This is a genomic window from Microbulbifer sp. SAOS-129_SWC, assembly GCF_039696035.1.
Classification (GTDB): Bacteria; Pseudomonadota; Gammaproteobacteria; order Pseudomonadales; family Cellvibrionaceae; genus Microbulbifer.
The window spans coordinates 1769013-1789688 of sequence record NZ_CP155567.1; the positions used below are offsets into that span (position 1 = coordinate 1769013).

The 20676-nt window shown below is 61.0% G+C and carries 16 protein-coding genes and 1 tRNA gene; 14 read left to right on the forward strand and 3 right to left on the reverse strand.

All coding sequences use genetic code 11. From position 1 onward, the window contains the following. The first annotated feature begins 178 nt into the window (after positions 1-178). The 7 genes from ABDK11_RS07535 to ABDK11_RS07565 all read left to right on the forward strand — a co-directional run bounded on the left by ABDK11_RS07535 (position 179) and on the right by ABDK11_RS07565 (position 9355). Positions 179-263, forward strand: a tRNA-Leu gene (locus tag ABDK11_RS07535). A gap of 252 nt (positions 264-515) precedes the next feature. Next, the gene (tig, locus tag ABDK11_RS07540) at positions 516-1829 is read left to right on the forward strand and encodes a trigger factor (RefSeq protein WP_346839678.1); all 1314 of its coding nucleotides are present in this window, start codon (positions 516-518) and stop codon (positions 1827-1829) included. A gap of 175 nt (positions 1830-2004) precedes the next feature. Further along, positions 2005-2646: an ATP-dependent Clp endopeptidase proteolytic subunit ClpP gene (clpP, locus tag ABDK11_RS07545; RefSeq protein ID WP_346839679.1), complete on the forward strand. Its 642-nt coding sequence runs from the start codon at positions 2005-2007 to the stop codon at positions 2644-2646. Between the two features lie 169 nt (positions 2647-2815). Further along, on the forward strand, positions 2816-4105 hold the full coding sequence (gene clpX / locus ABDK11_RS07550; RefSeq protein WP_346839680.1) for an ATP-dependent Clp protease ATP-binding subunit ClpX: 1290 nt from the start codon (positions 2816-2818) through the stop codon (positions 4103-4105). 288 nt (positions 4106-4393) lie between these two features. Then, positions 4394-6799, forward strand: a complete 2406-nt coding sequence (gene lon, locus ABDK11_RS07555; protein ID WP_346839681.1) for an endopeptidase La — start codon at positions 4394-4396, stop codon at positions 6797-6799. 245 nt (positions 6800-7044) lie between these two features. Next, on the forward strand, positions 7045-7317 hold the full coding sequence (locus tag ABDK11_RS07560; protein WP_346839682.1) for an HU family DNA-binding protein: 273 nt from the start codon (positions 7045-7047) through the stop codon (positions 7315-7317). A 151-nt stretch (positions 7318-7468) separates the two neighbouring features. Further along, positions 7469-9355 carry a SurA N-terminal domain-containing protein gene (locus ABDK11_RS07565; protein WP_346839683.1) on the forward strand — a complete coding sequence of 629 codons (1887 nt, stop codon included), beginning with the start codon at positions 7469-7471 and terminating at the stop codon, positions 9353-9355. 131 nt (positions 9356-9486) lie between these two features. On the opposite strand, the gene ABDK11_RS07570 is transcribed toward ABDK11_RS07565, so the two are convergent. Continuing rightward, the gene (locus ABDK11_RS07570; protein ID WP_346839684.1) at positions 9487-11037 is read right to left on the reverse strand and encodes a LysM peptidoglycan-binding domain-containing protein; all 1551 of its coding nucleotides are present in this window, start codon (positions 11035-11037) and stop codon (positions 9487-9489) included. 192 nt (positions 11038-11229) lie between these two features. After that, positions 11230-12000, reverse strand: coding sequence for a hydroxyacylglutathione hydrolase (gloB, locus tag ABDK11_RS07575; RefSeq protein WP_346839685.1), 771 nt, complete (start codon positions 11998-12000; stop codon positions 11230-11232). Positions 12001-12188: 188 nt separating this feature from the next. On the opposite strand from gloB, the gene ABDK11_RS07580 reads away from it, so the two are divergent. From ABDK11_RS07580 to dnaQ, 3 genes are read left to right on the forward strand one after another with little or no spacing between them, the layout of a single operon-like run. Then, positions 12189-12974: a class I SAM-dependent methyltransferase gene (locus ABDK11_RS07580; RefSeq protein ID WP_346839686.1), complete on the forward strand. Its 786-nt coding sequence runs from the start codon at positions 12189-12191 to the stop codon at positions 12972-12974. A 56-nt stretch (positions 12975-13030) separates the two neighbouring features. After that, a complete protein-coding gene (gene rnhA, locus ABDK11_RS07585) occupies positions 13031-13468 on the forward strand; it encodes a ribonuclease HI (protein ID WP_346839687.1) in 438 nt (145 codons plus the stop codon). Between the two features lie 10 nt (positions 13469-13478). Continuing rightward, positions 13479-14204 (forward strand): DNA polymerase III subunit epsilon, encoded by a 726-nt coding sequence (gene dnaQ / locus ABDK11_RS07590; protein ID WP_346839688.1) that lies wholly within the window; start codon positions 13479-13481, stop codon positions 14202-14204. Positions 14205-14277: 73 nt separating this feature from the next. Here dnaQ and nhaB read toward each other — a convergent pair whose 3' ends face one another. Then, positions 14278-15816, reverse strand: coding sequence for a sodium/proton antiporter NhaB (nhaB, locus tag ABDK11_RS07595; protein ID WP_346839689.1), 1539 nt, complete (start codon positions 15814-15816; stop codon positions 14278-14280). Between the two features lie 396 nt (positions 15817-16212). Between nhaB and ABDK11_RS07600 the strand changes: the two genes are divergently transcribed. The 4 genes from ABDK11_RS07600 to sohB are packed head-to-tail and all read left to right on the forward strand — an operon-like array spanning position 16213 to position 20662. Continuing rightward, positions 16213-17910 carry a hypothetical protein gene (locus tag ABDK11_RS07600; RefSeq protein ID WP_346839690.1) on the forward strand — a complete coding sequence of 566 codons (1698 nt, stop codon included), beginning with the start codon at positions 16213-16215 and terminating at the stop codon, positions 17908-17910. A 13-nt stretch (positions 17911-17923) separates the two neighbouring features. After that, positions 17924-18736 carry an NAD(+) diphosphatase gene (nudC, locus tag ABDK11_RS07605; RefSeq protein ID WP_346839691.1) on the forward strand — a complete coding sequence of 271 codons (813 nt, stop codon included), beginning with the start codon at positions 17924-17926 and terminating at the stop codon, positions 18734-18736. A 36-nt stretch (positions 18737-18772) separates the two neighbouring features. After that, complete coding sequence (locus ABDK11_RS07610) at positions 18773-19423, forward strand: cation/multidrug efflux pump (protein ID WP_346839692.1); 651 nt, start codon at positions 18773-18775, stop codon at positions 19421-19423. Between the two features lie 54 nt (positions 19424-19477). Beyond that, on the forward strand, positions 19478-20662 hold the full coding sequence (sohB, locus tag ABDK11_RS07615; protein ID WP_346839693.1) for a protease SohB: 1185 nt from the start codon (positions 19478-19480) through the stop codon (positions 20660-20662). The last annotated feature ends 14 nt before the right edge of the window (positions 20663-20676 follow it).

A 20676-nucleotide genomic window follows, 5' to 3' on the forward strand; every position in this document is an offset into this window, starting at 1 on the left:
GGTTCGCTGCGGGAGGGCGCCTCAGGGCGCCCTTCGTCTATCTGTTGCCCGGCCGCTGCACGGCATTTGTTGAAGCGCTTATGCGGCTGTGGCACAATCTGCTCCCCTCGTCGCCGGGACCCGCTGTTTTTGCAGTAAAGTGCAGAAATATCAAGGAGTTAGCGCCGAGGTGGGTTTCGGGGACGTGGTGGAATTGGTAGACACGCCAGATTTAGGTTCTGGTGCCGCAAGGTGTGGGAGTTCAAGTCTCCCCGTCCCCACCATCATTGAATTGCGCAGCTCCGCCTGCCCGCAGAGGGCAAGGTGCGGGCTGCTTGTATTTGGTTGATGACAGATTCCGCCGCGCGGAATCGATTCACAGCCAGAGGCGGCCGGCCGAATTTTCTCGGCGGCCGGGTAGAGAGTTGGCGCTGCGGCGCGCTGGCAACTTTAGCCTGGATCGATGATTTCAGGTTTAAATTTTAGAGAGCCCAAGGCGCTGCGGCGCGATTAGAGAGAGTCTCACGAGGAATAACATGCAGGTTTCCATCGAAACAACTTCCGGCCTGGAGCGTCGTCTTACGGTTAATTTGCCGGCGGAAATCGTCGATCATGAAGTGGACAAGCGCCTCCAGCAGGCCGCCCAGAATGTGCGCCTGAACGGCTTCCGTAAGGGCAAGGTACCGATGAAGGTCGTGCGCCAGCGTTTCGGCGCGGGCGTTCGCCAGGAAGTCATCGGTGATGTCCTGGGTCGCACCTTCTACGACGCGGTACAGAAAGAAGACGTGAAGCCGGCAGGCCAGCCGAGCATCGAAATCGTGAAGAGCGAGCCGGGCGAAAACCTGGAATACATCGCCACTTTCGAGGTGTACCCGGAAGTGGAGCTGATGGATCTGGCTGCCGTCAGCGTCGAGCGCCCGGTTGCTGAAGTGACCGACAAAGACGTCGACAACATGATCGACGTACTGCGCAAGCAGCAGCAGAGCTGGAAAGACACCAAGCGCAAGGCGCAGAAGGGCGATCGCGTTACCATCGATTTCGTCGGCCGCAAAGACGGTGAAGAGTTCGAAGGTGGCAAGGCCGAAGGTCAGCAGCTGGTACTGGGTTCCGGCCAGATGGTGCCGGGCTTTGAAGATGGCATTCTGGGTATGAAGCCGGGCGAAGAGAGCGACATCGACGTGACCTTCCCGGAAGATTACCAGGCGGAAGAACTGCGCGGTGCGGCAGTGACCTTCAACATCAAGGTGACCGCCTCCGAGAAGCCTGAGCTGCCGGCGCTGGACGAGGAGCTGTTCAAGTCCTACGGCGTGGAAGAGGGCGGCGAAGAGAAGTTCCGCGAAGAAGTGCGCAATAACATGCAGCGCGAGCTGAAAAATGCGGCCCTGAACAAGATCAAGACCCAGGTCATGGATCAGCTGTTCGAGAAGCACACTGTGGATCTGCCGGCGGCACTGATTGCCGGTGAGGTGCGCACCCTGCGCGGCCAGATGGTGCAGCAGTTCGGCGGCCAGATCAGTGCCGAAGATGCCGAGAAGATGCTGCCGGACACCATGTTCGAAGACCAGGCCAAGCGTCGTGTTGTACTGGGTCTGGTGGTCGGTGAAATCGTCAAGCAGAACAAGCTGTCTGTCGATGCCGATCGCGTCAAGGCCAAGGTTGAAGAGCTGGCCTCCACCTATCAGCAGCCGGAAGAAGTGGTCGAGTACTACTACAACAACCGCGAGCTGTTGTCTGGTGTCGAGTCTGTCGTGCTGGAAGATCAGGTCGTTGACTTCGTTCTCGACACCGCTGAGGTGAAAGAGGTGAAGAGCAGCTACGACGACGTGATCAAGCCGCAACAACAGGGCTGATGCCCGCCGGTGGGCGGCTGCCAGCGCGCAGTCGCCCATCCTCTCCTACCTCCTTTCAGCCGGCTGGCTTTCTCGCGCCCGACCGGTTAAGCTCAGGAAAACCGAATTTTTCTGCCCCGGCCTTTCGCCGTGGGTCGTCTCGCCTAATACGCCACAAAAGGAAGCTACGGTATCTATGGCACGATTTGATTTTTCCCCGTCCTCGATTGACCCGACCGCCTCTGGCCTCGTGCCGATGGTGGTGGAGCAGACTGCCCGCGGCGAGCGCTCTTTCGACATTTATTCACGTCTGCTGAAAGAGCGGGTGATTTTTATGGTGGGTCAGGTCGAAGACCATATGGCCAACCTGGTAGTGGCGCAGCTGCTGTTTCTGGAGGCGGAGAATCCCGACAAGGATATTCATCTCTACATCAACTCCCCCGGGGGGTCGGTGACTGCCGGCATGTCCATCTACGACACCATGCAGTTCATCAAGCCGGATGTCAGCACCATGTGTATCGGCCAGGCCTGTAGCATGGGCGCTTTCCTGCTCACAGCGGGTGCCGAAGGCAAACGCTACGCCACCCCGAACTCGCGCGTGATGATCCACCAGCCCAGTGGCGGTGCCCAGGGGCAGGCCAGTGACATTCACATCCACGCGCAGGAGATCCTCAAGATCCGCCACCGCCTGAACGAACTGATGGCCCATCACAGCGGCCGCAGCGTCCAGGACATCGAGCGGGACACCGAGCGCGACCACTTCCTCAGTGCCGACGAGGCCAAGGAGTACGGTCTTGTGGACGACGTTCTCGAGCGTCGCCAGCTGCAGGAAAAATAAGACCAACCAGTTCACATTGATCACGATTCCCGGCCTGCGCCGGTCGGGAGCGTGTGGCCCCTTGATTGATAGCAATACAAAGGGCTTGAAAATCCCGCCAAAAGACAGCATCTTGCTAGGGAACACTGAAAAGCGGGGCCCGGCAGGCCGCAGACCACGGAGTAACTAGATGACCGACCAGAGCAGCGGAGAAGACAACGGCAAACTGCTGTACTGTTCTTTCTGTGGCAAGAGCCAGCAGGAAGTGCGCAAGCTGATCGCGGGGCCGTCTGTCTTTATCTGCGACGAATGTGTCGAGCTTTGCACCGACATCATCCGCGAGGAAGTACAGGAGAGCTCAGAGGGCCCGGAAGGGCGCCTGCCGACGCCGCGGGAGATCACCGAGATTCTCGACCAGTACGTCATTGGCCAGGAGCGTGCCAAGCGGGTGCTGGCAGTAGCGGTGTACAACCACTATAAGCGCCTGCGCAGCAAGACCGGTGTCAAGGGCAAGGAAGACGTGGAGCTGAGCAAGTCCAACATCCTGCTGGTGGGCCCCACCGGCAGCGGTAAGACGCTGCTCGCCGAGACGCTGGCGCGCCTGCTCAACGTCCCGTTCACGATCGCCGACGCGACTACGTTGACCGAAGCCGGTTACGTGGGTGAAGACGTGGAAAACATCATTCAGAAGCTGCTGCAGAAGTGTGACTACGACGTCGACAAGGCCCAGCAGGGGATTGTCTACATCGACGAGATCGACAAGATCTCGCGCAAGTCGGACAACCCGTCTATTACCCGCGACGTGTCCGGTGAGGGCGTGCAGCAGGCACTGTTGAAGCTGATTGAGGGTACAGTGGCGTCTGTACCGCCCCAGGGTGGGCGCAAGCATCCGCAGCAGGAGTTCCTGCAGGTGGACACCGGCAACATCCTGTTCATCTGCGGCGGTGCCTTCGCGGGTCTCGACAAGGTAATCCGCGACCGCTCCGAGAAGGGTGGTATCGGCTTCAGTGCGGAAGTGAAATCCAAAGAAGGCGACAGCAACTTTGGCCAGATCCTGCGCGACCTGGAGCCGGAGGATCTGGTGCGCTACGGCCTGATTCCGGAGTTTGTCGGCCGCCTGCCGGTGACGGCGACGCTGGACGAGCTGGATCGCGAGGCGCTGGTGCAGATTCTGACCGAGCCGCGCAATGCGCTGACCAAGCAGTACGCCAAGCTGTTCGAGATGGAGGATGTGGAGCTGGATTTCCGCCCCGACGCCCTCGACGCGGTGGCCACCAAGGCGATGGAACGCAAAACCGGCGCCCGCGGCCTGCGCTCGATCATGGAGTCGGTGCTGCTGGAGACCATGTACGACATCCCGTCCAGCGACAATGTGGCCAAGGTGGTGATCGACGAAGCGGTCATCAAGGGCGAATCGGCGCCACTGCTGGTGTACGAGAGCAACGAGAGCCAGCCGCAGAAGGCGGCGCCGGAGGAGTGACAAGACCCGCCGGATTCCGCCAGGTTCGCAGAGAAGCCCCGCAAGGGGCTTTTTTTATATCGACGGCTGACTGGTTCTCCCGCACCGGATTTGTCGGCGGTCGTGTTGTAGCGCCTGCCGCCGGGTCCAAATCCGCCTCGGCACGAATTCGCCGTTAGATTAGACTTGTATTCCAGTCACCGCTCCCCCATCTAGTAGACCAAGCGGTGGCAAAAATTCACCGCAAGGTTTCAAGCTGCAGCCGAGTTGCCGCGTCAATACCCCAGTGATCGGGCCGAGAGGAGTTCTATGGATCAGCCATCCGACACCAAACTTGAGTTTCCGCTGTTGCCGCTGCGCGATGTGGTCGTCTATCCGCACATGGTGATCCCGCTGTTTGTCGGCCGGGAAAAGTCCATCGATGCGCTGGAAGAGGCGATGCGCAGCGACAAGCAGGTGCTTCTGGTCGCACAGCGCAAGGCGTCGGAAGACGATCCGGGTGCCGACGACATTTATCGCGTGGGCACAGTCGCCAGCGTATTGCAGCTGCTCAAATTGCCGGACGGCACCGTCAAGGTGCTGGTGGAAGGCAGTCAGCGGGTGAAGATCAACGAAGTGCAAGACGGCGAGGGGCATTATCGCGCCACCGTCGAGCCGATGGAAACCGAAGAGCTGCCCGAAGCGGAGGCCGAAGCGCTGGTGCGCTCTGCCATGTCGCAATTCGAGCAGTATGTTTCCGTGAGCAAAAAGGTGCCGAACGAGGTGATTACCTCGCTCTCCGGCATCGACGAGCCCGGTCGCCTGGCGGATACCATCGCCGCACATATGTCTCTGGAGCTGCAGCAGAAGCAGGAACTGCTCGAGACCGCCAGCGTCAAGGAACGCCTTGAGCACCTGCTCGGCCTGATGGATTCCGAGATAGACCTGATCCAAGTGGAAAAGCGCATTCGCGGGCGTGTCAAAAAGCAGATGGAGAAGAGCCAGCGCGAGTACTACCTGAATGAGCAGATGAAAGCCATTCAGAAAGAGTTGGGCGAAATTACCGAAGAGCCCAATGAAGTCGAAGAGCTGGAGAAAAAAATTGCCGAGTCCGGCATGAGCGCGGAAGCGGAAAAGAAAACCCGTGCCGAGCTCGCCAAGCTGAAAATGATGTCGCCGATGTCGGCGGAGGCCTCGGTACTGCGCAGCTATATCGACTGGATGCTGAGCGTGCCGTGGAAAAAAGCCAGTCGCGTGCGCCACGACCTGAAGAAGGCCGAAGAAATTCTCGACAGGGATCACTACGGTCTGAAGGAAGTCAAAGAGCGCATCCTCGAATACCTGGCGGTGCAGAAGCGGGTCAAGAAGGTCAAGGGACCGATCCTGTGCCTGGTGGGCCCGCCCGGTGTGGGCAAGACTTCCCTCGGGCAGTCGGTGGCGCGCGCCACCAACCGCAAGTATGTGCGTATGGCGCTCGGCGGTGTGCGGGACGAGGCAGAGATTCGCGGCCACCGCCGTACCTATATCGGCTCGCTGCCCGGCAAACTGATCCAGAAAATCTCCAAGATCGGGGTCAAAAACCCGCTGTTCCTGCTCGACGAAGTCGACAAGATGGGTATGGATCACCGCGGCGATCCGGCTTCGGCACTGCTTGAGGTGCTGGACCCGGAGCAAAACAAGAGCTTCAACGATCACTACCTCGAAGTGGATTACGATCTCTCCGATGTCATGTTCGTGTGCACATCCAACTCGATGAATATTCCCGGGCCGCTGCTCGACCGTATGGAGGTCATTCGTCTGCCCGGTTACACCGAAGACGAGAAAGTGAATATCGCCCAGCGTTACCTGGTGCCCAAGCAGCGCAAAGCCAACGGGCTGAAGGATGACGAGCTTTCGCTGTCGGACGAAACCGTACGCGATATCGTGCGTTACTACACCCGCGAGGCCGGCGTACGCGGTCTCGACCGCGAGATTGCGAAAATTTGCCGCAAGGTCGTGACCGAGCATGTGCGCAGTGCCACGACCGCCAAGGCGAAGGTGGTACCCGAACAGCTCGAGGATCTGCTGGGCGTACGCAAGTTCGATTTCGGCCGCGCCGAGGAGGAGAACAAGATCGGTCAGGTGACCGGCCTCGCGTGGACCGAGGTGGGTGGCGAACTGCTCACCATCGAGGCGTCGGCAGTGCCCGGCAAGGGGCACATGATCAAGACCGGCTCTCTCGGCGATGTCATGCAGGAGTCTATTCAGGCCGCGCTCACCGTGGTGCGGGCGCGGGCCCAATCACTGGGTATTGCGCCGGATTTCCACGAGACGCGCGATATCCATATCCATGTGCCGGAGGGGGCGACTCCCAAAGATGGCCCCTCGGCGGGCATCGCCATGTGCACCGCCTTTGCCTCTGTGTTGACCGGTATTCCGGTGCGCTCGGATGTGGCGATGACCGGCGAAATTACCCTGCGCGGAGAAGTTTTACGTATCGGTGGTCTGAAGGAGAAGTTGCTCGCTGCGCACCGCGGTGGCATCCAGACGGTGCTGATCCCTGCGGACAACGAGCGCGACCTGAAAGATATTCCGGACAATATCCTGCAAGACCTGGTGATCAAGCCGGTCAAGTGGATCGATCAGGTACTGGAGCTGGCGCTGGAGCACAAACCCCAGTCACTGACGGATGAAGAGTATTCCGCGCTGCAAAAGAAGGCGGAGGAGCGCTCGCAGCGCTCGATGCGCACGCACTGACCGAACCTGCGGCGGGGGCTTATGCCCCTGCCGGCTAAAAAATAATCTGTCTGTGGCAAAAGCTGCTGCAGATTTGTGCAACTGCCCGGAAACCCGCATGGTTCCTTGACCCGCTATCGGGCAGTTGGTATAAAACGTGGCTTATTGGCCGGCGCCAAATTCGCCGGTGAACGATGGCTCGAACGCACAGGCGCCCCCAGGCGGGTCGCCCGAAACATATCTAGAAAAGAACAGAGGGATTAAGCGTGAATAAGTCCGAACTGATTGAAGCGATTGCCGCATCTGCAGATATTCCGAAAGCAGCCGCAGGCCGTGCTCTGGACGCAATGGTCGACAGCATCACTGGCGCCCTGAAAGAGGGTGATCAGGTAGCCCTGGTTGGTTTCGGTACCTTCGCTGTTAAGGAGCGCGCAGCCCGCACTGGCCGCAACCCGCGCACCGGCGATCCGATTGAAATCGCAGCAGCAAAAATCCCGAACTTCAAGGCCGGTAAAGCTCTGAAAGACGCGGTAAATTAATAAGCCTCGTATTTCAGCCAAAGCTTCAAAGAGGCGTATCACCCGGATGCGCCTTTTTTGTATCTGGCGTACACCTGCGGTTGGATATAGAGAGGACCGTAGCGGTACAACCCAATAATTTTTCAAGATTTAACTTTTTTCGGAGCTGAGCATGCTTCAGTCCATGCGAGACAACCTGAAAGGTATCGGCGCCATCATTGTCGCTGCCTTTTTTGGTTTCATTATGGTCGTCGGGGGAATTGATTTTTTCCGGGGCGCGAGTGGCGGTTCGGCCGATGCCGTCGCGGAAGTGAACGGCAAAAAGATCACCGACATGGATTTGCAGCGGGCAATCCAGAGTCGCCAGAACATGATCCGCAGTCAATTTGGTGATCAGGTACCGGCGGACCTCATCAGTGAAGAGAAACTGCGCGCCCCGGTTCTCAAGCAACTGGTGACCAGTTCGGTCATGCGCCAGGCGGCGCGGGACAGCGGTATGGTGATGAGCTCCGCTATCGTCAATCGCGAGATCACGCAGATTCCCGCATTTCAGGTAGATGGCAAGTTTAATCTCCAGCGCTATCGCGATGGCCTGCGTCGTCTGGGTTACAACACGGCGTCCTTCCCCAAGACCATGGAGCGCGACCTGATACTGCAACAGTTCGCCGACAGCGTCAGCGACAGTGCCTTCACTACCCGCGCCGACGCCAACCAGATCGTCGCCCTGTCGATGGAAGAGCGGGATTTCGATTACGCGGTGCTGCCGGTTAAAGGCCTGCTGGGCGATATGAAGGTCAGTGACAGCGAGATCGAGGACTACTACAAGTCGCATCAGGCTGAATTCAAGCGCCCCGAACAGGTGGCGATTGAATACATCGAGCTGAAACCGAGCCTGTTCGCCGCCAATGTCGATGTGTCCGAAGCCGACGTGCGCGCTCAGTACGAGCAGGAAGCCGCGAACTTTCAGGCCAAGCCGCGCCGTCACGCCGCGCATATCCTGATTGAAAACAGCGACGCGAAGAAGATCGCGGAAGTGCAGAGCAAGCTGGATGCGGGTGAGGACTTCGCCAAGCTGGCAAAAACCTACTCCGACGACCTGGGTTCCAGTGAGGCGGGAGGTGATCTCGGCTTTACCACTGGTGACGTTTTCCCGGAAGATTTTGAAAAGGCCCTGGCCTCCCTGAAAGTCGGCCAGGTATCCGCGCCGGTCAAGACGGATGCGGGCACGCACTTTATCAAGCTGCTCGGCGTAGAAGGTACCAAGGTGCCGACTTATGCAGAGCGCAAGGCAGCCATTTCAGAGCGTTTGCGCAACGCCCAGGCGGAACAGCAATTTGTCGATGCGCTGAGCCGTGTGGCGGACCTGACCTACAACGCTGACACCCTCAAGGGGCCGGCCGAGGAGCTGGGAGTACCGCTGGAAACCACCGCGCCGTTCAGCCGCGATGGCGGCACTGGTATCGCATCCAACAGCAAGGTGATCGGCGCAGCTTTCTCTCCAGAGGTCATGCTCGACGGCAATACCTCCGAAGTGCTGAATCTCGGCAACGACGATGCTGTCGTGCTGCGGGTCACCGAGCACAAGGAAGCCGGCACCTATCCGCTGGAGGAAGTGCGCGACAAAATCGTTGATCGCCTCAAGCGCGACAAGGCCAGCCAGCAGTTGGCGGCAAGTGCCAAGGCGCTGGGCAAGCAGCTGGAAGACGGCGGCGACTTTGCCAAACTGGCCAAGGCCCAGAACCTGACCATGGAAACCGCCGACAATACCCGTCGCGGCGGCTTCGGCCAGCGCGGTGAGATCATCACCCACGCTTTCACCATGAAGGCGCCCGGTTCGCGCGGTAGCCTGGTAAGCACTTTTGCCACCGGTGACGGCGATCAGGTGGTATTGCGCTTGCGCGCGGTACGCCCGGGTAATCTGGGTCAACAGAGCAGCGAACAGCGCGCCGCGCTGCTGCAGCAGCTGTCCTCCGCCAGCGGCCGTGCCGAACTGGCAGCGGTACAGAGCTATCTGTCCGGCAAGGCGGATATTGAAATGACGGAAAAGGGCAAGCAATAATTGCCCGCCCCGACCGGGGTAAGCCCCGGTCGACGGCATAAAAAAAGCCCGCATCAAGCGGGCTTTTTTTATGGGCTGGATTTTATTCCCGCAGGTTGGCCTGTCTGGCCAGCCGCTGCGGAGAGCCTTGGTCAGCCGCTCGCGGCGCTGTCTACAAACAGGGTCAGTTGTTGGCCCGGCTGCAGGTAGGTGGACTTGCTGATCCGGTTCCAGCGCAGGATGTCGCTGATTTCCAGGCTGAATTTCCTGGCGATGCGGTAGAGCGAATCGCCGCTGCGCACCCGGTAGGACAGCTTGCGGGTGGTGCGGCTGTCACCGCCGCCGCTGGTGTAGGCCACCAGTTTGTGGCCGGGACGCAGGGTGTCACCGGGCGCCATATTGTTCCAGCGGGCCAGTTGGCGCACGCTCACTTTCAGGTTGCGGGAGATATCCCACAGCGTGTCGCCGGGGTTCACGGTATAGCGTACCTTGCGGCCACTGCCGGAGGACTGGCGGCGCTTGACGCGCTGATCCAGGGCGTAGGCGTACTGGGCGGCCGGAACCGAGGCGCTGGGAATCAATAGCTCGTGCCCGGCGCGGATACTGTTGCCGCGCAGCTTGTTGCTGTCGCGGATGGCGGCGACGGTCGTTTCGTAGTGACGAGCGATGGTGGACAGGGTATCGCCGCGGCGGATCTTGTAGCGTTGCCAGCTGACCCGCTGGTCTTTCGGCAGCTTCTCCAGTGCGGCCTCAAACGCCTCACTCTTGTCGATCGGTACCAGCAATTCGTGATCGCCATTGGGATCGGTGGCCCAGCGGTTGAAACCGGGGTTCAGCAGGTAAAGCTCTTCGATCTCCACGCCCGCCAGGTCCGCGGCCTGGGCCAGATCGATCTGGCTGCCGACGTCCACGGTGGCGTAGTAGGGCTTGTTGGGAATATCGAACAGCGGCACATTGTAGTAGTCGGGGCGTGCAACCACCTCGGCCAGGGCCAGTAACTGGGGCACATAGCGCTTGGTCTCGCGCGGCAGTTTCAGGTCCCAGAAGCTGGTGCCGAGGCCTTTGCGTTTGTTGCGCTCCACGGCGCGGCTTACCGTGCCTTCGCCGGCGTTGTAGGCGGCCAGGGCGAGGTCCCAGCGGCCGTCGAAGCGCTGTGACAGATATGAGAAATACTTGATTGCCGCGCGGGTGGACTCGTCCACGTCGCGGCGACCGTCGTACCACCAGTTCTGGTGCAAGCCGAAGTGACGACCGGTGGCAGGAATGAACTGCCACATACCGGACGCGCGCGCGTGCGAGTAGGCAAACGGGTCGTAGGCGCTCTCGATGATCGGCAGCAGGGCCAGTTCCGCCGGCAGATTGGCCTGCTCGAGCAGCTGCGCGACGTGATAGATGTAGCGGCGGGAGCGCTCGGTAACCCGGGACATATAGGCTTCATTGCGCGAAAAGTAGGCAATGTAGTCTTTGACCTGAGGCTGATCCACATGGCGATCCAGGCGGAAATTGCGCCGCAGGCGCTCCCAGATGTCCGCAGGCGGCTGTGGCCGCACGACGGGAGAGGGGCTGACGCTCTTCTCCGGGGCATCCACAAGTTGATTGGCCTGGGCTATCGGTCCCTGTTGCGCAGCGCTCTTGTCGGGCATCTGCGCACAGGCCCCCACTGCCGCTGCCAGTACTGCAACGGCAAACTTTTTATGAACCATGCTGGTTTCCGCGAGTCGTTCTTTTAATGTCAAGACCCAGGCGGCGAATAATTCGTCTTACACCTGAGCTTTTCGTTGTAATTGTCTGATTCTAAAGAGGGTGGTTAGTTTCGGTCAATGAAAGTTGGTTAGTTTTCACGCAAAAATTTACCCTGGGTGCTGTGGCGGCAGGCTTTTCTGGTTAAAAAATGATCAAAAACTGTCCTTCCAGCGCCTCAGGCAGGCGAATACTTCGACCTCATCAGCACTTTCCATGCCGCAGTGCCCTGCGGCGCGGTGAGCAACCGCGGGCACATGGCAGCGCAGGAAGGGATTCGTCGCGAGTTCCTCGCCGATGCTGGACGGCAGCGTGACCCGCTGCTCGGCGCGCAGCGCTTTCACTTCGCTCAGGCGATTGGCAACCGCGCTGTTGCCCGGCTCTGCGGCCTCGGCAAAGCGCAGGTTGGCGAGCGTGTATTCGTGGGCGCAATACACCAGCGTCTGTGGCGGCAGTGCCGCCAGTTTGCCCAGCGAGGCGTGCATCTGCGCCGGAGTGCCCTCGAACAGGCGCCCGCAGCCGGCGGCAAACAGGGTGTCGCCGCAAAACAGGTGCTGCCTGTCGCGTCCGTCGCGGGACTCGTGCAGCACCAGCGCCAGGTGATCGAGGGTATGGCCAGGCACGGCCAGTACCTGCATTGGCATCCCGAGCAGTTCCAGCTGGTCGCCATCGGCGATCGGGTCGGTGACCCCATCGATACTCGCCGGGCCGATGACCGGGCACTGGTAGCGCGATCGCAGCTCGGCGATGCCGCCGGTATGATCGTAATGATGGTGGGTGATCAGGATCCCGCTCAGGGGCGTGTCGCCCAGTTCGGCCATCACCGGCGCGGCGTCGCCGGGATCTACCACCCAGTGCTCCCCGTTACGGGTCAGGTGCCAGATATAATTGTCATTGAAGGCGGGTATCGGGGAGATTGTGAGCATTTTCGCGGCCCGTTAATCTAGTTGCCGTAACCATAACATAGGGTTGTGAGCGTGGCGGTGGCCGAAGGCACAGCGCTACGGCGCTAGTGTATTGTTGTGGCAATGGTACAGAGCTTAAAACGCATGTTTCAACCGGGAGGCTTTCTGTAGACTCCAGGTATGTTGATTCGCGGTCTGCGGGAGAAATTATGGCGAGTAAAACCAGGCGGGAGAGCGGGCAGGTGCCAGTGCTGGAGGATTCGTGCCAGGCGCTGTCCCACTGGTTCGCCAGCAATCTGGGCCAGGAGATACTATCCCAGCAGCTGGCATTGGCTCAGCCGCTGGTGGAGCGCCTGTTCGGCTATCACCTGATGCAAGCGGGTGTCACCAGTGCCGTGGATTTCGCTGCGTGCAGTCGTATCAACCACCGTTTCCGCTTCAGCGCCAGCGCGCAGCAGGCCGGTGCGGCGCTGGTGGAGTTCGAGCAGCTGCCGCTACCGTCCGAATCTATTGATGTGGCGGTGCTGCACCACCTGCTGGACTTCTCCGCGCAGCCGCACCAGGTGTTGCGTGAAGCGGCGCGAGTATTGATTCCCGGCGGCCACCTGGTGTTGATCGGCTTTAATCCCTTCTCGCTGCTGGGGCTTTCCCGCCTGCTGTTTTCCGGCGGCGCGCACCAGCGCGGCAACCAGCTGCGCGCGGCGCGGGTGGCCGACTGGATGCACCTGCTCGACCTGCAGGCGGCCACCATCGAACGCGGTTTTTTCCGGGTACCGCTACAGCAGCGCGAGCTGCTGGCCAAAACCACCTGGATGGAGCGCTTCGGTGCCCGCTGGCGCTTGCCTTGGGGGGGCTTTTACATCATAGTCGCGCGCAAAGAAGTGGTGCGTATGCGCACCATCAAGCTCAACTGGCGCGGTGAGCGCAAGCCGGCGCTGACCGCGGTGCCGAGCAGCTCGCGGGTGGCAACACCCCGGCGTCACCACAAAGACTGAATAGATCACTTGCGGCCGCCATCGGGCGGCGCCCGCGCGACAAAAAAGCAATCATCTTGAAAGAAATCACTATTTATACCGACGGCGCCTGCCGCGGCAATCCCGGCCCCGGTGGCTGGGGCGCGCTGCTGGTATTTGGCGACAAGGAGCTGGAGCTGTGCGGCGGCGAGGCTCACACCACCAATAACCGTATGGAATTGCTGGCCGCAATCCGCGCGCTGGCAGCGCTCAAACAGCGTTGCCGGGTGGATCTGCACACCGATTCCCAGTATCTGCGCCAAGGCATTACCAGCTGGATTCACAACTGGAAGAAGAATGGCTGGAAGACCGCGAGTAAAAAGCCGGTGAAAAACGCTGATCTGTGGCGTGAGCTGGAAGAAGGTATCGCCGATCACGAAGTGCACTGGCACTGGGTGAAGGGCCACGCCGGGCATCCCGGAAACGAGCGTGCCGACCAACTCGCCAATCGCGGTATCGACGAACTGAACGCTTGAGGAGCTGACAATGCGACAGGTTGTCCTGGATACGGAAACCACGGGCCTGGACCCGAAGAGCGGGCATCGGATTATCGAAATCGGCTGTGTGGAACTGGTCAATCGCAAGCTCACCGGCCGCCACTACCACCAGTACATCAACCCGCAGCGGGAAGTGGATGACGGGGCCATCGAGGTGCACGGCATCACCAATGAATTCCTGGTGGACAAGCCGGTATTTGCGCAGGTCGCGGACGATTTCATGGCGTTCTGCGAGGGTGCCGAGCTGGTGATTCACAACGCACCGTTCGACGTCGGCTTTATCGACTGGGAGCTGAAGCGCCTCGGCAGCCCGCGCTGGCAGAACGTTGCCGCGCACTGCAGTGTGCTGGATACCCTGGCAATGGCGCGGGAAAAGCACCCGGGGCAGAAAAACAACCTGGACGCGCTGTGCAAGCGCTATTTTGTCGATAATTCCCAGCGCGACCTGCACGGGGCATTACTCGATGCGGAGATTCTCGCCGACGTCTACCTGATGATGACCGGCGGTCAGACCGACCTGGCGCTGGCTCAGGGGAGCGAACAGCAGTCTGGAGATGACGAAAGCGCGCAGCGCGATACGTCGCCCGGCGCCATCTACCGCCTGTCCTCCGACCGCCTGCCGCTGGCGGTGATCGGTGCAACGGCGGAAGAGACGGGAGCGCATGAAGAAATGCTGGCGACTCTGCACAAGTCTGCGGGAAAACACTTCTGGTAGAGCGCGCCAAGACATTAGCGCGGTAAAACAAAAAAGCGGGCCAATTGGCCCGCTTTTTTGTTGGTGCCTGACTTTAAGGCAGCAGGTAGATCACCGCTGCCAGAGCCACCAGGCTCAGTATCAGGGTGTAGGGCAGGGCCATCAGTACCATGCGGCCGTAAGACAGGCGGATCAGCGGTGCCAGTGCCGAAGTCAGCAGGAACAGGAAGGCCGCCTGGCCGTTGGGTGTGGCCACGCTGGGCAGGTTGGTGCCGGAATTGATCGCGACGGCCAGCTGGTCGAAGTGCTGGCGAGTGATCTCGCCTGCATCCAGCGCCGCCTTCACCTCGTTGATATACACCGTGGCCACGAACACGTTGTCGCTGATCATCGACAACAGGCCGTTGGCCAGAAACAGCATGCCCGGCTGGTGCTCGGTTTCCAGCCCCAAAACGAAATGCGTTACCGGCGAGAACAGGTGCTGCTCGTGGATCACCGCCACGATCGCGAAGAACACCACCAGTAGTGCGGTAAACGGCAGTGCCTCTTCAAAGGCGTGGCCGATACGCGCTTCCTGAACCACGCCGTTGAAGGCGGTCAGCAGGACGATCACCAGCAGGCCGATCAGCCCCACCTCGGCTACGTGAAAGGCCAGTGCCAGCACCAGAATCATCGCAACCACGCCCTGCACCCAGAGTTCGGTGACCTCAGCCGTAGTGCGTTTCTGCTCCTGCTCTTTGGCGGAGTTCAGCAGTACGTCGCGCACTGCTGTCGGCAGCTTGGCGCCGTAGCCACACAGGCCGGTCTTCTCTACCAGAATGCAGGTAACCAGCCCCGCAACCAGCGCCGGCATGGTGACCGGGGCCATATTGATGAAGAACTCGACAAAGTGCCAGCCGGCTTTTTCCGCGATTAGCAGGTTCTGGGGTTCGCCCACCAGTGTGCACACGCCGCCGATCGCAGTACCCACGGCGCCGTGCATGATCAGGCTGCGCAGGAAAGCGCGGAACTGATCCAGGTCTTCGCGGTGGTATTCCACCACCTGGTTGTCATCACAGTGGTCGTGATCGTCCTGGTGGTGGGGGCGGTTGCTCGCTACCCGGTGGTAGACCGCATAAAAGCCGACCGCGACGGTAATCAGTACCGCAGTAACGGTCAGTGCGTCGAGAAAAGCGGACAGCACTGCGGCGACGCTGCAGAACAGCAGTGACAGCAGTGTTTTGGAACGCACACCGATCAGGATCTTGGTGAACACGAACAGCAGCAGGTTCTTCATGAAGTAGATGCCGGCCACCATAAACATCAGCAGCAGGATGACCTCAAAGCTGTCGGTCACCTCGTGGTAGACCGCCTCGGGTGTGGTCATGCCCAGCAGAACGGCTTCGATGGCCAGCAGGCCGCCCGGTTGCAGCGGGTAGCACTTGAGGGCCATGGCGAGGGTGAAGATAAACTCGGCAATCAGTGCCCAGCCGGTAAGGAAGGGACCGGCGGTATACAGCAGCAGTGGATTGGCGAACAGAAACAGGATAATCGTCAGCTTGTACCAGTCGGGCGCCTCGCCAAGAAAGTTATCGGCGAGGGCGCGGCCGAAGCCGCTGCCGGAAGCTGTCAGAGTATTATTGTAAGTATTCATTTATTGGTTTACTTCCTTGGTTGTTGATCCGGTCGGCGAATGCTTTCTCCCCCGCATCCGCCGGCCGAGTAGGTACCGCTGTCAGGTGCCGACGCCGCGCGCGCGTCAGTCCGGGTTGCACAGCGACTCGTCGCCCGCCATGCAAAGCTGTCATACCTGTACCGAACGCTACCCCGTTTGCGGGAAAATTCAAGTGGTTTTGCCGGTGGCTTGCCGCGGCGAGCGGATTTGTCGATTGGTCGATGGAATTTGTTCGCGTAAAGGTGGAATCTTGGCGGGTTTGGTATAAATTGCCCCATGATCTGGGCGATTGCGGCCACAGAGGTCGATTTTTGTACAGAGGATTGTGCGGCCCGCACAGGTCTATTGTGGGAAGTGTATAGCGGTGTGTAGGCGGTGACTGAATTGCGCGAAATCAACCTGACATCTGTCAATCTGGTAAAAGACGAGCTGGTGGCTTCTGTGGAGAGCGCCACGAGCCAGTTGGACCAGTTTGCGGCAGATAACAATAACAAGCAGGCCCTGGAGCATTGCCTGGCGGCGTTGCGCCAGGTCAGCGGTGTGCTGCAGATGGTACAGTTGCACGCGGGTGAACTGATCGCGCAGGAGATGCTGGCGGCGCTGGCAGACCTGCAGGAGGGGCGCCAGGAAGCGACCGGCGATGTCATGGAAGGACTGGGAACCGGCTTCTATGTGCTGACCCGTTACCTCGATTTCGTCCAGAACCGGGCCAGTGCGCGCCCGGAGCTGCTGATTCCCTATATCAATAACCTGCGCTCGGCGCGCTCGCAGCCGCCGGTGCCGGAGAGTCACTTTTTCCGCTGTCGCCTGGATGCGAGCGTGCCCGGCGCCGTTTCCTCGGCGGTGATGTCCGAAGATCTCGGCAACTTTGTGCGGCGTTTTCGCCACATGTACCAGGTGGGGCTGCTGGCGCTGCTACAGGGCAAGCCGTGCAAGCCGGCCTACACGATGATGGCGCGGGCGCTGCAGCGCATCGCCAGTATCTCTGCGGGGCGTCCCAACGGTCGACTGTGGGCGGTGGCTGGTGCCGCGCTGGGTGGTATGGCGTCGCGGGAAATGCATCTGAACCGCTCGCGCGTGATGGTCTTCAGTATGCTCGATCGGCGCCTGCGCACGCTGCAGAAGCAAGGTGATGCGGTACTGGATCAGCCGGCGCCGCCGGTGTTGCTGAAAGAGTGCCTCTACTGGCTGGCGCTGTCCGCACCCGGCGGCCTGGGGGCGCGGATGCTCGAGGCTTTCTCCGCATCCGCACTCGGATATAGCGAGGAGGAGCTGGAACGCGAGCGGGCGAGCCTGGGCGGGCCCGGCGCTACCGCAATCAGCGCTGTGGCCGGCGCGCTGGATGAGGAACTCACCGGCGTGCGGCGCATGCTCGACGATGTCGAGACCGTCGGCATGACCGGCCTCGATGAGGAGGGCGGTCTGGCCGGCACCCTGCTGCGTATCGCCAGCATTCTCAGCCTGCTCAATTTCCGCCGCGTGGGCGATGGCCTGCGCAGTGCAGTGCACGAGTATCGCAGCAGTGCCGGCGCCGGTGGCGCCGCCGCGGAAGCGGCACTGCAGACGCTCACCGCCCAGGTACTGATGGTCGACAGCACCATCCGCGCCCTGCGCCAGAGTTCCAGTATCGATGTGGACGAATTCGGCCACGCCGACGTGGCACTCGAGCACAGCCAGCTGGCCGAGGCCGAGGTTGCGGTATTGAAGGAGGCAGAATCTGGCCTGTCGCTGATCAAGCGGGCGCTGGCCTCCTACGCCGAATCCGAGTTCGACCACGGCCATATCCGCAATGTCTCCACCACCCTCAATTCCGTGCGTGGCGGCCTGGTGGTACTGAACCTGCGCCGCGCCGCTGCCGTGGTAGAGCGCCTGGCCGACTTCGTCGAAGCGGTCATGGACCAGCGCGAGGCAGCGCCGGCCATCGAGCAGTCGCTGGAAATCTTTGCCGATGCCATCATCAGCCTCGAGTACTATCTGGGCGAGGTGAAACTGCACCGCCAGGCCGACGTGCAGTCGCTCAACCTGGCGGTGGAGAGTCTCGGCGCGCTGGGCTATCCCGTCGAGGTGGCCTGATCCGGAGGTAGCCGTGAGCCAAGAATTCGTGCCCGCCGGCAGTGTGCGGCCGGCACCGGCATTCCAATGTCATATCATCGTCGCCGAAGGGCAGATACTGTTCCGCGCCGGCCGCTTTGTGCTCGGCGAATTGCCGCTGCCGGCGGCGCAGGTGGCCGGCAGCCACTATCTGGGGGAGTTGGGTGGGCGCCCCTGCGGGGTGCACCGGCTGGCGGAACCCTTGGCAGTGGCCGGCTGTGAGTGGCGCGGCCTGCGCAGCCTGCTGGGGGCCGAGGACGAATTGCACTTCGCCCTCGCCGGGCGCGCCATGCAGGTGGCGAGCTGGGACCGCGATCACCGCTTCTGCGGCCGCTGCGGCGCAGCGACCAGGGACCACCCGCGCGATCGCGCGCGGGTCTGTCCGCAGTGCGAGCTGGTGGTATACCCGCGCATTTCCCCCTGTGTCATCATGTTAGTCACCCGCGGTGAGCATTGCCTGCTGGCGCGCCACGCGCACCACCGTCACGGCCTGTATACCGCGCTGGCCGGCTTTATCGAGCCGGGCGAGAGTGCCGAACAGGCGTTGGCGCGGGAGGTGCAGGAGGAGGTCAGTGTGGTTGTGGGTGGCTGCCGCTATATCGGCAGTCAGCCGTGGCCTTTCCCCGGCCAGCTGATGCTGGGATACCTGGCCGAATGGGCCGGCGGTGAGCCGGCGCCAGACCGCGATGAGATCGCCGAGGCGGACTGGTATCACTGGCGGCAGCTACCGGAGCTGCTGCCGCCGCCGCAGACGCTGTCCGGCCAGCTGATCCAGACCTTCGTTGACGAGAATAACAATCGCCAGTGACCCGGCCACTGTCGGGCAAATGGAGTCGAGCAAACCATGTATATCGCCATAACCTTTCTGATTGCACTGATTGCCTTGCTGCTGGTGTTCTGGGGCGGGCGCATTTTGACTAACGGCCGCTGGATCCTGGGCTTTATCCGTGGTGCCATCGGCCTGGCCCTGCTGGGCGGCGCGCTGCTGATTGTCCTGGTGGCCGCGGATGTCTACAGTTACCGCAACCTGGCCAAGGAACACAGTGTCGGTACCGTCTCTTTCAGCAAGATCGGCGACCAGCACTTCGAGGCCAAGTTCGCCGACGAAGACGGCGTGGCACAGCATTTCGAACTGCATGGCGACCAGTGGCAGCTGGATGCGCGGATGTTAAAGTGGAAGGGGCCGCTGGCGCGCTGGGGTATTCAGCCGGCCTACCGCCTCGACCGTCTCAGCGGCCGCTACTTGACCCTGCAGGACGAGCGCAACAAGGAGCGCACCGTGCACCAGCTGGACGGCAGCAACTACGGTGTGGATGTATGGCAGACGCTGCGCAATATCGACAACAAGCTGCCATTGGTAGACGCGGTCTACGGCAGCGCGACTTTCCTGCCGATGGAAGATGGTGCCGTCTACGAAGTGCTCATCACCCACAGTGGGCTGCTGGCGCGGCCGCTCAACCAGCAGGCCAGCTCGGCCCTGAATGAGTGGCAATAGCCGCAGCAGGCACTCAGTCGTGGACAGATCAACCCCTAGTGAAGTGGAGTAGTAGTGGAATTTCTTATCGAGTATGGACTGTTCCTGGCCAAGGTGGCCACCATCGTGGTGGCGCTGCTGGTGGTGGTGGGCTTCATCGTCGCCAACCGGGAGCATCACAAGGAACGGACGCACGGCCATATCAGCGTCACCAACCTCAATGAACGTTTCGAGCACATGAAAGAGACTCTGCTCGAGGCGGTGATGGATAAACACGAATTCACCCAGCGCCAAAAAAAGCAGGCCAAGGAAAAGAAAGCGCAGGACAAGGCGCTGCACAAAAAACACAAGGCGGATGCCAAGAAGTCGACGCGGGAAAAGGTGCAGCACGAGCCGCTGGAGTCGACCGAGACCCCGCTGCCGGAACAGGGCGAGGCGGATGCCGAAAGCGGCGAGCGCGACAGCCGCGCGCTGGTCAAAGAGAAACCCGCGGGCGAGCGCCGCCGCCTGTTCGTGATGCACTTCGACGGCGACATCAAGGCCAGCGCCCTGTCGCATCTGCGCGAAGAAGTCACCGCGGTATTGCAGGTCGCCGAGCCCGGCGACGAAGTGATTGTGTGCCTCGAGAGCCCCGGCGGCATGGTGGCCAATTACGGCCTCGCCGCCAGCCAGCTGGCGCGGGTGCGCAGTGCCGGTATCCAGCTGACTATTGCCGTCGACAAGGTGGCTGCCAGCGGCGGTTACATGATGGCCTGCGTGGCCGACCGTATTCTTGCCGCGCCCTTCGCCATGCTCGGTTCCATCGGGGTGGTTGCGCAGCTGCCCAACTTCAACCGCCTGTTGAAGCGCCACGACGTGGACTTTGAGCTGTTCACTGCCGGTGCCTACAAGCGCACCGTGACCATGTTCGGTGAGAATACGGCCGAGGGTAAGGAAAAATTCCAGAGCGATCTGGAAGAAATACACGCGCTGTTCCAGCATTTTGTTGCCGAGTACCGGCCGCAGCTGGACGTGGCCAAGGTCGCCACCGGCGAAGTCTGGTTCGGCCAGCGCGCGCTGGACCTGGGCCTGGTGGATGAAATCAAGACCTCCGACGAGTATCTCACCGGCTGTGTCGAGAGTGCTGACCTCTACCAGGTGGAGTACAAGGAAAAAACCAATATCGCCAAGCGCTTCGGCCTGGCCGCCCAGGCTGGCATCGAATCCGCCGCGGCGCGTCTGTTCTCGCGGCTGGAAGCCTGGCGCCACCAGGCGCAGTAGCCGATTGCCACAGG

Coding starts and splice junctions, on each gene's coding strand:
- tig (WP_346839678.1), top strand. CDS start 516: ATGCAGGTTTCCATCGAAACAACTTCCGGCCTGGAGCGTCGTCTTACG.
- clpP (WP_346839679.1), top strand. CDS start 2,005: ATGGCACGATTTGATTTTTCCCCGTCCTCGATTGACCCGACCGCCTCT.
- clpX (WP_346839680.1), top strand. CDS start 2,816: ATGACCGACCAGAGCAGCGGAGAAGACAACGGCAAACTGCTGTACTGT.
- lon (WP_346839681.1), top strand. CDS start 4,394: ATGGATCAGCCATCCGACACCAAACTTGAGTTTCCGCTGTTGCCGCTG.
- ABDK11_RS07565 (WP_346839683.1), top strand. CDS start 7,469: ATGCTTCAGTCCATGCGAGACAACCTGAAAGGTATCGGCGCCATCATT.
- ABDK11_RS07570 (WP_346839684.1), bottom strand. CDS start 11,037: ATGGTTCATAAAAAGTTTGCCGTTGCAGTACTGGCAGCGGCAGTGGGG.
- gloB (WP_346839685.1), bottom strand. CDS start 12,000: ATGCTCACAATCTCCCCGATACCCGCCTTCAATGACAATTATATCTGG.
- ABDK11_RS07580 (WP_346839686.1), top strand. CDS start 12,189: ATGGCGAGTAAAACCAGGCGGGAGAGCGGGCAGGTGCCAGTGCTGGAG.
- dnaQ (WP_346839688.1), top strand. CDS start 13,479: ATGCGACAGGTTGTCCTGGATACGGAAACCACGGGCCTGGACCCGAAG.
- nhaB (WP_346839689.1), bottom strand. CDS start 15,816: ATGAATACTTACAATAATACTCTGACAGCTTCCGGCAGCGGCTTCGGC.
- ABDK11_RS07610 (WP_346839692.1), top strand. CDS start 18,773: ATGTATATCGCCATAACCTTTCTGATTGCACTGATTGCCTTGCTGCTG.